Annotated in this window: 11 protein-coding genes and 1 pseudogene; 5 read left to right on the top strand and 7 right to left on the bottom strand. The window is 72.6% G+C overall.

Going from position 1 to position 12,586, the window contains the following annotated elements:
- From ACWGIU_RS14245 to ACWGIU_RS14225, 5 genes and pseudogenes are all read right to left on the bottom strand, one after another.
- Nucleotides 1-371: pseudogene (locus ACWGIU_RS14245) on the bottom strand (hypothetical protein); the annotation flags it as partial.
- On the bottom strand, nucleotides 368-1,189 hold the full coding sequence (locus tag ACWGIU_RS14240; RefSeq protein ID WP_453705616.1) for an ABC transporter ATP-binding protein: 822 nt from the start codon (nucleotides 1,187-1,189) through the stop codon (nucleotides 368-370). The pseudogene ACWGIU_RS14245 and the gene ACWGIU_RS14240, both read right to left, overlap by 4 nt.
- A 6-nt stretch (nucleotides 1,190-1,195) precedes the next feature.
- Nucleotides 1,196-2,230 carry an ABC transporter substrate-binding protein gene (locus ACWGIU_RS14235; protein ID WP_453705614.1) on the bottom strand — a complete coding sequence of 345 codons (1,035 nt, stop codon included), beginning with the start codon at nucleotides 2,228-2,230 and terminating at the stop codon, nucleotides 1,196-1,198.
- 41 nt (nucleotides 2,231-2,271) lie between these two features.
- Nucleotides 2,272-2,844 carry an NADPH-dependent FMN reductase gene (gene ssuE, locus ACWGIU_RS14230; protein WP_453705612.1) on the bottom strand — a complete coding sequence of 191 codons (573 nt, stop codon included), beginning with the start codon at nucleotides 2,842-2,844 and terminating at the stop codon, nucleotides 2,272-2,274.
- A 21-nt stretch (nucleotides 2,845-2,865) separates the two neighbouring features.
- The gene (locus ACWGIU_RS14225; RefSeq protein ID WP_453705610.1) at nucleotides 2,866-3,852 is read right to left on the bottom strand and encodes a TauD/TfdA dioxygenase family protein; all 987 of its coding nucleotides are present in this window, start codon (nucleotides 3,850-3,852) and stop codon (nucleotides 2,866-2,868) included.
- 1,051 nt (nucleotides 3,853-4,903) lie between these two features.
- On the opposite strand from ACWGIU_RS14225, the gene ACWGIU_RS14220 reads away from it, so the two are divergent.
- The 4 genes from ACWGIU_RS14220 to meaB are packed head-to-tail and all read left to right on the top strand — an operon-like array spanning nucleotide 4,904 to nucleotide 10,499.
- Nucleotides 4,904-5,479 carry an ROK family protein gene (locus ACWGIU_RS14220; RefSeq protein WP_453705608.1) on the top strand — a complete coding sequence of 192 codons (576 nt, stop codon included), beginning with the start codon at nucleotides 4,904-4,906 and terminating at the stop codon, nucleotides 5,477-5,479.
- On the top strand, nucleotides 5,463-7,328 hold the full coding sequence (locus ACWGIU_RS14215) for a methylmalonyl-CoA mutase family protein (protein ID WP_453705606.1): 1,866 nt from the start codon (nucleotides 5,463-5,465) through the stop codon (nucleotides 7,326-7,328). The genes ACWGIU_RS14220 and ACWGIU_RS14215 overlap by 17 nt, the downstream gene beginning before the upstream one ends.
- Entirely contained in the window at nucleotides 7,325-9,508 is a 2,184-nt protein-coding gene (scpA, locus tag ACWGIU_RS14210) for a methylmalonyl-CoA mutase (RefSeq protein ID WP_453705604.1), read from the top strand. The genes ACWGIU_RS14215 and scpA overlap by 4 nt, the downstream gene beginning before the upstream one ends.
- A 10-nt stretch (nucleotides 9,509-9,518) precedes the next feature.
- Nucleotides 9,519-10,499 (top strand): methylmalonyl Co-A mutase-associated GTPase MeaB, encoded by a 981-nt coding sequence (meaB, locus tag ACWGIU_RS14205; RefSeq protein WP_453705602.1) that lies wholly within the window; start codon nucleotides 9,519-9,521, stop codon nucleotides 10,497-10,499.
- A gap of 33 nt (nucleotides 10,500-10,532) precedes the next feature.
- Here the strand turns inward: meaB and ACWGIU_RS14200 are convergent, their stop codons facing one another.
- A complete protein-coding gene (locus ACWGIU_RS14200) occupies nucleotides 10,533-10,709 on the bottom strand; it encodes a hypothetical protein (RefSeq protein WP_453705600.1) in 177 nt (58 codons plus the stop codon).
- A 66-nt stretch (nucleotides 10,710-10,775) separates the two neighbouring features.
- The gene (locus ACWGIU_RS14195) at nucleotides 10,776-11,777 is read right to left on the bottom strand and encodes an asparaginase (protein ID WP_453705598.1); all 1,002 of its coding nucleotides are present in this window, start codon (nucleotides 11,775-11,777) and stop codon (nucleotides 10,776-10,778) included.
- 150 nt (nucleotides 11,778-11,927) lie between these two features.
- Here ACWGIU_RS14195 and ACWGIU_RS14190 point away from each other — a divergent pair, with 150 nt between their 5' ends.
- Nucleotides 11,928-12,383 (top strand): Lrp/AsnC family transcriptional regulator, encoded by a 456-nt coding sequence (locus ACWGIU_RS14190; RefSeq protein ID WP_453705596.1) that lies wholly within the window; start codon nucleotides 11,928-11,930, stop codon nucleotides 12,381-12,383.
- Nucleotides 12,384-12,586: the final 203 nt, after the last annotated feature.

Raw genomic sequence — 12,586 nt, 5'->3', positions numbered from 1 at the left:
GGGGCGTGGGGGCCGTGGGCGGTGCCCTGACCGGCGCCCGGGGAGGCGGGGCCCTTGGGTGCCGGCGCGGCATCCGGTCCGGTGGCGGGAGCCTCCGGAGCCTCCGGAGCCGTCGGGGCCTCCGGAGCCGCCGCGGCCGTCGGGGTGGTCAGGGCCGCCGGGGTCTCCGGCGGGGTCTCCGGCGGGGCGGATGCCGCTGCCACGGTCGCCCGGCCGACGCCGCGCAGCCGGCGTACCAGCAGTGACGGGAGACCGTGGCGCGTCCCGCGGGACTCCCGGTCGGCGGCCGCGGGAGCCGCGGGCGCCGGGTCCTCCCGTACCGCCTGCCGGTCGGCCGGGGCATCGGCGGGGGTGGTGATGTCGGTGGTCATACGGTGGCCTCCTCCTTCTCCAGTTGCTGAGCGCGGGCCACCTCGTCGTGGAGCAGGGTCCAGATCTCGTGGCGATGGCGGGCGAACTCGGGGCTGGAGCGCAGGTCCTCGCCCTGGAAACCGCCGCCTCGGGCACCGAAGGAGACCGGGACGATCTCCTTGACGCGGCCCGGGCGGGACGTCATGACGGCCACCTTCTGACCGAGGTAGACCGCCTCCTCGATGCCGTGCGTGATGAAGACGACGGTCTTGCCGGTGCGCTGCCAGATGCGCCGCAGCTCGTCCTGGAGGGACTCGCGGGTCTGCGCGTCGAGGGCGGCGAACGGCTCGTCCATCAGCAGTACGTCCGGGTCGTACGCCAGCGAGCGGGCGATGGCCACGCGCTGGCGCATACCGCCCGACAGCTCGTGCGGGTGCCGGTCCTCGAAGCCGGTGAGACCGACGAGTTCCAGGAACTCCCGTGCCCTCGCCGTGCGTTCACGGCGCGGGACGCGGGTCGCCTCCAGGCCGAACTCCACGTTGCCGAGCGCCGTGCGCCAGGGCAGCAGAGCGTATTGCTGGAAGACGATCCCCCGGTCCAGGCCGGGCCCCGCGATCGGCTCCCCGTCGAGCAGGATCCGGCCGGCCGTCGGCCGGGTCAGCCCGCCGAGCAGGTCCAGGAGGGTGGACTTGCCGCAGCCGCTGGGGCCCACGACCACCACGAACTCCCCCGCCTCGATCTCCAGGTCGATGCCGTCGAGTGCGGTGAACTCCTCCTTGTTCCTCTTGTCCTTGGTCGGGAAGGTCTTGGTCACTTCCTCGAACACGATCTTCGCCACGGCGGATCAGCCCTTCCCGAAGCCGTTGAACTCGTTCGTGTAGAGGTCGGCCGGCTTCAGCTGTCCCGACTTGATGTCGCCGCGCTCGCCGAGCCAGTCCAGCCAGAGCTGGAACTCCTTGTCCTCGATCCGGCCGCCCTGCTCTGCGACCCCGTACGAGCGCCAGTACTGGAGGGTCGAGGTGTCCTCGTTGCGGCCGCGCTTCTTGACGATCTCGGTCTGCCGGGCGACGACCTCCTCGCGCGGGGTGGTGCGGGCCCACTCGATGGCCTTGGCCACGCCGGTCACGAAGGTCCGTGCGGTGTCCGGGTTCTGCTTGATGAAGCGCTCGGTCATGATGTAGGAGCCGGCACTGAACTTGCCGAGCAGGTCGAAGTCACTGAACAGCGGTCTGATCCCGCCGGCCGCCACGGCCTTGTCGCGCAGGATCCCGCCCAGCACCCCCACGTCGATCTGCTTCTGGCGCAGCACCTGGTCGGTGTTGACGGGCGGCACGACGAGCGACTCGACCTTGGCCGAGTCGGCCTTGGCGAAGCCGTTTCGGCTCAGGTAGATGTCGAGCACGGCCTGGGAGTGTGCGCCCAGGGTGTTCATGCCGACCTTCTTGCCGAGGAGGTCGCGCGCCGAGCGGATCGGGCTGTCCTCCAGGACGTAGTAGCCGCTGTACGAGTGTTCGTCGACGCCGTAGTAGGAGATGACGGCCTTGATGGGGGCCTTGCTGGAGGCGAGTTTGACGATCGCGCCGTTGAAGGCTCCGCCGAAGTGGGTCTGGCCGGTGGCGGCCGACTGGATGTCCTGCGGACCACTGATGGTGTTGCCGACCCACTCCAGCTCCAGGTCCTCCAGGTAGCCGAGGTCCGCGGCGAGTTCGGGGAGCGTGACGGCGCCGACCGAGCCCTGGTACTTCAGGGTCTTGACCTGCGCGCCGGAACCGCCGCCGTTGGCGGTGGCCGTGCCGCAGCTCACCGCGGCCGCCGAGATGCCGAGCAGGGCGAGGAACTGGCGTCGGGAGGTGGTGGTCGAGGTGAAGGCTGCGGGCATGACGGTTCCTTGTCGGTGCGGGTCGCGTGGTGGCGGCGGTGTTACGGGGTCGTGGTGAGGGCGGCGGCGGTGACGGCGGTGGGGGGCGCGGAGCGCAGCGCCGCGGCGAACTCGTCGACGGCCTGGTAGAGGTCCAGTTCGGCCTCGGGCCGCAGCCGGTCGGGGCCGGATCCGCGCTCGACGGAGGAGTCCAGGACGAACCGGCCGGCGGTGACGTGCCGGGCGCCGAGGGCGGCGAGCACGGGGCGCAGGGCGTAGTCGATGGTCAGGACGTGGGCGAGGCTGCCGCCGGTGGCCAGCGGCAGGACGGTCTTGCCGTCGAGGCCGTCCTGCGGGAGCAGGTCGAGGAAGGCCTTGAGCAGTCCGGTGTACGAGGCCTTGTAGACCGGGGTCGCGATGACCAGGCCGTCGGCCTCGGCGACGGCTTCGAGCGCCCGGCGGATCTCGGGTTCGCCGCGGCGGGCGGCGAGGAGGTCGGCGGCGGGGAGCTCGCGCACGGACAGGTGCGCGGTCTCGAAGCCGGAGTGGGACAGGCGGCGCACCACGTGGTCGGCGACGACGGCGGTACGGGAGTGGGCGGACGGGCTGCCGGTGATGGCGAGCAGGTTGGGCACGGGGGCGCTCCTTGGGTCTCGTCAGGCGGAGGTGGCGGCGGAGGTGGCGGCAGCGGAGGTGGCGGCACCGGGGTCGGAGGCCGAGGCCCCGGAGGCGATGCCGAAGGAGGGGTCGGGGACGGCTTCCGGGCTGATCAGGCGCGAGGGTTCGCCGTCGGGGCCGACCGGGACGTCGCCGTCGACGGTGACCCGGCGCAGGGTGCGCTCGTGGTCGTCGGAGTCGTCCACTCCGTAGTGCTGGGTGGCGCGGTTGTCCCAGATCGCGACGTCGCCGGCCCGCCACTGCCAGCGGACGGTGTTCTCGGGGCTCTCGATGTGCGACTGGAAGAGGTCCTGGAGGGCGCGGGAGTCCCGGCCGGTGAGGCCGTTGATCCGCTGGACGAAGTTGCCGAGGAGCAGGGTGCGCTCGCCGGTCTCGGGGTGGACGCGGACCACCGGATGCTCGGTGAGGAACGTGGTGGAGGTGAACACCTCGCGGTACTGGGCCAGGGCCTCGGGCAGGGCGTCGGGCTTGAGGGCGGCGTAGTCGTACTCGTTGGAGTGGACGGCGCGCAGGCTGTCGGCGAGGGTGCGCAGCGGTGCGGGGAGGTTGCTGTAGGCGGTGGCGGTGTTGGCCCAGAGGGTGTTACCGCCGTACGGCGGGATGGTGACGGCGCGGAGGATGGAGAAGGCGGGGTAGGCGGGGACGAACGTGACGTCGGTGTGCCACTGGTTGGCACGGGCGCCGTGGCGGGAGTCGATGCCGAGGGCGTAACGGCCGTCCGCGGAGGGGACGGTGGGGTGGGCGACGGGGGCGCCGAGCAGCTGGGCGAAGGCCTCGTGACCGGCCTCGTCGAGGTGGTCCTGGCCTCGGAGGAAGACGACCTTGTGGGCGAGGAGGGCGGCCCGGATCTCGGCGACGATGCCGTCGGGCAGGTCGCCGCCGAGCTGTACACCGCCGATCTCGGCTCCGATGCGCCCGCCGATCCTGGTGACGGTGGTGCTGGTAGCGGCAGTGGCAGTGGCCATGAGGACTCCTGGGTGGGGCAGCGGGTTATTTCCGCAGCGGAAGAAACGGCGGGAGGGAGCAGCCGGGCGCCGCGCTGCGCCGAGGCGGTACGTAGGCGGGTACGGGGACGGTGCGAGGTGCTACCGGGTGCGAGGTGGTACGGAGCCGGCCGCCCGAGCGCGGAGGGACCCTCGGGCGGCCCCGGCCCGCCCGGAACCACGAGAGCGCGCCCTGGCACGGAACCGCCCGGCCGGGCGGGGGGGCCTGCCCGGTGGCGCACCACCCCTGGAGGTGCACCACCGGACGGGACCCGGGGGCGGGCGCCGGCCCGGAAAAGACCTGCTAGGCGTCCCTACCGGGGCACCGGGGCGGGCCCGGTACCCGGGCACGGGACGGGGACCGGGTGGTCCGGTCGGGCGGGGCGCCGGATCGGCGGCGTCAGGCGCGGCCGGGGGCCGGACAGCGGCCCGGACACGCGCCCGGCTCGGTACAGAGGCCGGTGGTGCGGAGCCGCGGGGCGAGAGGTGCGTTCGCGGACATGACCCGGAGCGTGTCAGCGGCCCCGGCGGGGGTCAACCCCCGCCCGCCGCCTCCGAACGCTCCCCTCGCCGGCCTCCGCGCCCACCCCGCGCACCCCCCGCGACCTGTACTTTCCCCCACGCGCGGACCCGTCCAGCAGCCCACCTCGACGGCCGAAAAGCGTGGCCGGATTTCATGGCCCCGCAATGCGGCCGCCACGCGTTCGCCGGGATCCGCCCCGCTGTCCGCCCGCGGGGGGCGTGTCCACGAGGTCCCGGCCCGCCCGAACGCCTGGCACGCACGCTCCGCCGCGTTGTCCCGTCGCGCGAGTACGACCGCCGCCCGGATCGGAAGGACGAGCCATGCCCCCTGGGCCATCTCGTCGAGAGCGGACCGGGCCCGGCCGCCCTGCCGTGCGACGTACCGCACCGGACGACCCGGGCTCGGTGACTCCTACGGCGGAGGGCCGCCCGGGGGGCGGGGCGTATTCGGGCGCCCGACAACACGGCGAGCTGCCGGGCCGGACGGCCGTGCGGGGCGGGCCGAACGGCCGTGCGGGGCGGCCATGCGGGGCGGCCGGGCGGGGCGGCCGGGGATGTGGCCCATCTGCCGGTGCCGCGCTCGCAGGCCCCGTGCGCGTGCGGACGCACCAGATGCCTGGAGGCGACCGCGTCCGACACCGCGCTCGGCGCCGAGGCCGTGCGCCGGGGCATCGTGCCGGACCCGTCGGTGAACCTGCTGGTGGACGCGGCCGCCACCGGTGATCCGCGCGCCGACCGGCTGCTGCGCGAGCGCGCCCGCGCGGTGGACCGCGCGGCGGCTCTTCTGTTGGATGTCTTCAACCGGGCGGTCATGGTCGTGACCGAGCTGGCGAGCGTCCTCGACGAGGGATATCTGGAGGAGATCCGGGAGGCCGCGGGGGAGCTCTCGCACGTCTGCGACGATCCCGAGCGGATCGTGGTACCGCACGCGGGACCTGCCGTACTTCCGGAAGCGGCCGCAACCGTGCTGCTCAGCCGGGTGTTCCAGGATCCCTTCGGCACGGCCCGAGAGGGCGAGATCACACCCACCGGTATGGTGCCACCTGAGCGCGCTCCCCTACATTCGAGCCATGACGGTCCTGCCTGACGACGGGCTCTCCCTGGCCGCCGAGTTCCCTGACGCGACGCATGAGCAGTGGCAGCGCCTTGTAGAAGGCGTACTGCGCAAGTCGGGCAAGGAAGTCTCCGGCGAGGCCGCAGAAGACGCGTTGTCCACCCCAATCGAGGACGGGCTCACCACGCGCCCGCTGTACACCGCGCCGCCCGACGGGGCGGCCCCCGACACCGGTTTCCCCGGCTTCGCCCCGTTCGTCCGCGGGGGCAGGCCGGAAGGCACCACCGCGAACGGCTGGGACGTGCGCCAGCGCCTCGCGGGTACCGATCCGGTACGCGTGAACGAGGCGGCGCTCGCCGATCTGGAGAACGGGGTCACCTCCCTCTGGCTCACCGTGGGCCGGGACGGTCTCCCGGTCGAGGGCCTCGCCCGGGCACTGGACGGGGTCTACCTGGACCTCGCCCCCATCACCCTGGACGCCGGAGCCCAATACGCCGAGGCCGCGCGCGCCTTGCTGCGTCTGTTCACCGAGAGCGCGGTGGCCCCCGAGGCCGCCCGGGCCTCGCTGGGCGCCGACCCCCTGGGCCACGAGGCCCGTACGGGGGAGGCACTGGACGCGGCCGGCGCCGTCGAGCTGGCCCTGGAGGCCGCCGCCGGCTGGCCCGGGGTACGCGCCCTGACCGTGGACGCACTGCCGTACCACGAGGCCGGCGGCAGCGCCGCCGAGGAGCTGGGCCTGTCCCTGGCCACCGGTGTCGCCTACCTGCGCGCCCTCACCGGGGCCGGGCTGAGCACCGAAGCCGCGCTCGGGCAGCTGGAGTTCCGTTACGCCGCAACCGCGGACCAGTTCCTGACCATCGCCAAGCTGCGCGCCGCGCGCCGGCTGTGGGCCCGTATCGCCGAGGCCTCGGGGGCCCCGGAGGCGGGTGCCCAGCTGCAGCACGCGGTGACCTCGCCGGTCATGATGACCCGCCGCGACCCCTGGGTGAACATGCTCCGCACCACCGTGGCCTGCATGGCCGCCGGTGTGGGCGGCGCCGACTCGGTGACCGTGCTCCCCTTCGACAACGAGCTCGGTCTGCCGGACGCCTTCGCGCTCCGGATCTCCCGCAACACCTCCACCATCCTGCTGGAGGAGTCGCACCTGGCCCGGGTGATCGACCCGGCCGGCGGCTCGTACTACGTCGAGCGCCTCACCGACGAACTGGCCCACGCCGCCTGGGGGTTCTTCCAGACCCTGGAGAAGGCCGGCGGCCAGGCCGCCGCCCTGCGTTCGGGGCTGGTCGCCGAGCGGCTCGCCGCCACCTGGGCCGAACGCTCCAAGAAGCTGGCGAAGCGGCGCGAGCCCATCACGGGCGTCAGCGAGTTCCCACTGCTCTCGGAGAAGCCGGTCGTCCGCGAGCCCGCGCCCGCCGGACCCACCGGCGGACTGCCCCGCGTACGGCGCGACGAGGCCTACGAGTCCCTGCGCGCCCGCAGCGACGCGCACCTGGCGGCGACCGGGGCCAGGCCGAGGATCTTCCTCGCCGCGCTGGGCCCGGCGGCCGCGCACACCGCGCGCGCCACCTTCGCCTCGAACCTGTTCCAGGCGGGCGGCATCGAACCGGTGCACGATCCGGTGTCGGTGGATCCGGCGACGGCCGGAGCGGCCTACGCCGCGAGCGGGGCGGACGGCATGGCCGTGCTCTGCTCCAGCGACGCGCTGTACGAGGAGCAGGCCGCGGCGGTGTCCGAGGCGCTGCGCGCGGCGGGCGCCACGACCGTCTTCCTCGCCGGCCGGCCGGGCACCGCTGAGGCTTCCGTGGACGAGTACGTCTTCGCCGGCTGTGACGCCGTCGCCGTGCTGTCCTCCGTACTCGACCGGATGGGAGTGCCGTCTTGAGCATCCCCGATTTCTCCGAGCTCGCGCTCGACCCCTCCTCCGCCGGAGTGACCGAGGAGCAGTGGCGCGCCGCGGTGAAGGAGTCCACCGGCACCGCGGCCGCCGACCTGCTGTGGGAGACGCCCGAGGGCATCGGCGTCAAGCCGCTGTACACGGGGCGGGACCTGGAGGGCCTGGACTTCCTGCGCACCTACCCGGGTGTGGCGCCGTACCTGCGCGGCCCGTATCCGACGATGTACGTCAACCAGCCCTGGACGATCCGGCAGTACGCAGGCTTCTCCACGGCCGAGGAGTCGAACGCCTTCTACCGGCGCAACCTGGCGTCCGGCCAGAAGGGCCTGTCGGTGGCCTTCGACCTGCCGACGCACCGCGGCTACGACAGCGACCATCCGCGCGTGACGGGCGATGTCGGCATGGCGGGCGTGGCGATCGACTCGATCTACGACATGCGGCAGCTGTTCGACGGGATCCCGCTGGACAAGATGTCGGTGTCGATGACGATGAACGGCGCGGTGCTGCCGGTCCTCGCGCTGTACATCGTGGCGGCGGAGGAGCAGGGCGTCTCCCCCGACAAGCTCGCCGGGACCATCCAGAACGACATCCTCAAGGAGTTCATGGTCCGCAACACCTACATCTATCCGCCCAAGCCCTCGATGCGGATCATCTCCGACATCTTCGCGTTCACCTCGCAGAAGATGCCCCGGTACAACTCGATCTCCATCTCCGGCTACCACATCCAGGAGGCCGGGGCCACGGCCGACCTGGAGCTGGCATACACGCTCGCCGACGGCGTGGAGTACCTGCGCGCCGGGCAGGCGGTCGGCCTGGACGTGGACGCGTTCGCGCCGCGCCTGTCGTTCTTCTGGGCGATCGGCATGAACTTCTTCATGGAGGTCGCGAAGCTGCGCGCGGCCCGGCTGCTGTGGGCGCGCCTGGTCAAGCAGTTCGACCCGAAGAACGCCAAGTCGCTGTCGCTGCGCACGCATTCGCAGACCTCGGGGTGGTCGCTGACCGCGCAGGACGTCTTCAACAACGTGACGCGCACGTGCATCGAGGCGATGGCGGCGACCCAGGGCCACACGCAGTCGCTGCACACCAACGCCCTCGACGAGGCGCTCGCGCTGCCGACGGACTTCTCGGCGCGCATCGCCCGCAACACCCAGCTGCTGCTGCAGCAGGAGTCGGGGACCTGCCGGTCGATCGACCCGTGGGGCGGCAGCGCGTACGTCGAGAAGCTGACGTACGATCTCGCGCGCCGCGCCTGGCAGCACATCGAGGAGGTCGAGGCCGCCGGCGGCATGGCGCAGGCCATCGACGCGGGCATCCCGAAGCTGCGCGTCGAGGAGGCCGCGGCCCGCACGCAGGCGCGGATCGACTCGGGCCGCCAGCCGGTGATCGGCGTGAACAAGTACCGGGTGGAGAACGACGAGGCGATCGACGTCCTCAAGGTCGACAACTCCTCGGTGCGCTCGCAGCAGATCGCCAAGCTGCGACGGCTGCGCGAGGAGCGCGACGAGGCGGTCACCCAGGACACCCTGCGGGCGCTGACCAACGCGGCCGAGCGCGGCGACGGCAACCTGCTGGCCCTGGCGGTGGACGCGGCGCGTGCCAAGGCCACCGTCGGTGAGATCTCGGACGCACTGGAGAAGGTGTACGGGCGGCACGCGAGCCAGATCCGTACGATCTCGGGTGTGTACCGCACCGAGGCAGGCGAGTCCCCGTCCGTGGAGCGCACCCGTGCGCTCGTCGACCGGTTCGAGGAGGCGGAGGGCCGCCGTCCGCGCATCCTGGTCGCCAAGATGGGCCAGGACGGGCACGACCGCGGCCAGAAGGTGATCGCGACGGCCTTCGCCGACCTGGGCTTCGACGTGGACGTCGGCCCGCTGTTCCAGACCCCGGCGGAGGTGGCCCGGCAGGCCGTCGAGGCGGACGTCCACGTGGTGGGCGTGTCCTCGCTGGCGGCCGGTCACCTGACCCTCGTACCGGCGCTGCGCGAGCAGCTGGCGGAGGAGGGCCGCGAGGACATCATGATCGTCGTGGGCGGTGTGATCCCGCCGGCCGATGTCCCGACGCTGCTGGAGATGGGCGCGACGGCGGTGTTCCCGCCCGGCACGGTGATCCCGGACGCGGCCCACGACCTGGTGACGCGGCTGGCCGCGGACCTGGGCCACGAGCTGTAGGCGGCCGCCGGTGCCGAAGATCGACATCGAGGCCTACGCGAAGGGGGTGCTCGACGGGAAGCGCGCGTTCATCGCCCGCGCGATCACTCTCGTCGAGTCCACCCTGCCCGCTCACCGGGTGCTGGCGCAGGGGCTTTTGACGGAGCTGCTGCCGCACGCGGGCCGGGCCCGCCGCATCGGCATCAGCGGTGTCCCGGGGGTGGGCAAGTCCACCTTCATCGACGCGTTCGGCACCATGCTGACGGGTCTGGGCCACCGGGTCGCGGTCCTCGCGGTGGACCCGTCGTCCACGCGCACCGGCGGCTCCATCCTGGGTGACAAGACCCGGATGGAGCGGCTGTCGGTGGACCCGGCGGCGTTCGTGCGGCCGTCACCCTCGGCGGGCACGCTGGGCGGGGTCGCCAAGGCCACCCGCGAGTCGATGATCGTGATGGAGGCGGCGGGCTACGACGTGGTCCTCGTCGAGACGGTCGGCGTGGGCCAGTCGGAGACCACGGTGGCGGGGATGGTGGACTCCTTCCTGCTGCTCTCCCTGGCCCGTACCGGCGACCAGCTCCAGGGCATCAAGAAGGGTGTCCTGGAGCTGGCCGACGTCCTGGCGGTGAACAAGGCGGACGGCCCGCACGAGCGTGACGCGAAGGCCGCGGCCCGGGAACTGTCGGGCGCGTTGCGGCTGATGCACCCGGTGGACGCGGCCTGGACCCCGCCGGTGCTGACGTGCAGCGCGCGGGAGTCGACCGGGCTGGACGAGGTGTGGAGCCGGCTGGAGCAGCACCGGACCCTGCTGGACGCGGGGGGCCGGCTGACAGCGAAGCGGGCGGCGCAGCAGGTGGAGTGGACCTGGTCGATGGTCCGCGAGGAACTGCTGGAACGCCTGCGGGCGGACCCTGCGGTACGGGAGCTCGCACCGGGCCTGGAGTCCGCGGTACGGGCGGGCACGGTGACCCCGACATCGGCGGCGGACCGCATCCTGGCGGCGTTCGGGAACTGACGGGCGGGCCGGCGCCCGCTGGGTGCCGGCCCGTCACATCCAGGTCGGTCGCACGGAAGGCGGCAAGACCTCGGTGTCGCGCACAAGGTCACGGCTTCCGTGGACGACGACCGACTCCAACTCAGGGAGTTCGGCCAGGACGAACAGCTTCTTGACGAGGGGTCCGATGGCCGCCGAGGCCGGCCGGATGCCGATGGTCCCGGGCTCCATGCAACCCCCCGCAGCGTAGCGACCGTTGACCTGGAGCCCAACGGTCGCCGACGCCGCCCCGGAGGGTTATGCCCCGACGAGCACCGAGCCGGGGGCGCCCAGCGCCTCGCGCAGGATGCGGGCCTGCTCGACCTTGTTGTCCGTGGCGAGCAGCGCGGACAGGACCGCGATACGGGCCTGTCCGGCGCGCAGGGTTCCGGTCGGGACGGCTCCGGCGGCCACGAGGTCCACCGCGCCTCCGTGCGTGTAGATCTCGGTGACCGGCCCGGCCATGACCCGGGTGGTCAGCGCGACGAGGACCCCGCGGCCCACGGCGGCCCGGACGGCCTCCACGATCTCCGGGGTGGCGTTGCCCGCACCGGTACCGACGAGGACGATGCCGCGCGCGCCCGCCTCGACGGCGGCGTTCAGCAGGACCGGGTCGCCGTCGGCGTGGTGCACCACCACGTCCACGCGCGGCGGAAGCTCCGGCATCGCGGGCAGCGGGAGCGGGGCCGGGCGCTGCGGGGGGCGCAGGATGGTGACCTTGCCGAAGCCGATCTTCCCGAAGAGTTCCTTCGAGGGGTCGGCGAACGCGTCCAGCTCCAGCGCCTGGGTCTTGACGGTGCCGCGGGCGGCGTGCACCCGCCCGGCGAAGGCGATCAGTACGCCGAGCCCGCGCGTGTTGGCGGCGGTGAGCAGGGCGTCGTAGAGGTTCCCCGGGCCGTCCCCGTCGGCGGTGCCCATCGGGCGCTGCGAGCCGGTGAAGACCACCGGGCGGGGGTCGTGGTGGTGGAGGTCGAGGAGGAACGCCGATTCCTCCAGGGTGTCGGTGCCGTGCGTGACGACGATGCCGTCCACGCCGGGGTCGGCGAGCACCTCGTGCACGGTGCGGAGCAGGGTGAGCTGGTGTGCGGTGGTGAGCCGCGGGCTGTTCACGCTGAACAGGTCGACCAGTTCGACGGTGATGCCTTCGGGGAGTGGTGCGGTGGCGATCACCTCGTTCCCGTCGGCGTCCGCTGCGAAGCCGGAACCCTGCCAGCGGCTGGCTATCGTCCCGCCCGTGCTGATCACGACGATCCGTCCCATCGGCCGTGGCCGCCCTTCACTCGTGTCACTCGTGTCACTAGTACGTCACTCGTACATATGTACCCAAAGCAGCAATGATAGACCGATCTCGGCGCAATGTGATTGCGTTTTCGCCCAGGCCGCCCACACAGTGTGGGTGATAATTGCGCCATGGATGCCATTGACCGCGATATCTTGCGCGAGCTCCAGGCCGATGGGCGCCTGAGCAACCAGGAACTCGCCCAGCGCGTGGGACTGACCCCCTCCCCCTGTATGCGCCGGGTCCGCCAGCTGGAACAGGACGGGGTGATCCAGGGCTACCGCGCAGTCATCTCCCCCGAAGCGGTGGACCGCGGCTTCGAGGTGCTCGTCTCGGTCGAGGTGCGCCGCGACCGGGAGACGGTCGAGGCTTTCGAGGCGGCCCTCCAGGACATCCCGGACGTCATCGAGGCCTACCGGCTCTTCGGCAGCCCCGGGTGCCTGCTGCGGATCGCCGTCGCCGACCTGCGGGCCTACGAGCGCCTGTGGATCGAGAAGCTGACCGCCCTCACCGGCATCACCGAGGTCAACTCACAGATCATCATGAAGCGCATCAAGGAACCGAACGGCCTGCCCGTCGGTCACTGACACGGGCGAACCCGCGGACCCGCGGACCCGCGACTCTCGGACGAACGACCGCGACGTCGGCAAGGTCGTCGCCCAGCGCCGATACGGCCGGCCGATGCCTCAGGACGGGGTCGTCGCCGTGGAGAGCACCCGGGGCGTATCGCCGTCGGCGCCGGCAGTGGCGTGCCGCGCCGGAAGATGATCGCCGTGCCGGCGCAGTAGGC

This window comes from Streptomyces sp. NPDC054840, from assembly GCF_053611065.1.
The sequence above is the reverse complement of the archived record's forward strand: the minus strand, read 5'-3'. Positions and strand labels throughout refer to the sequence as shown.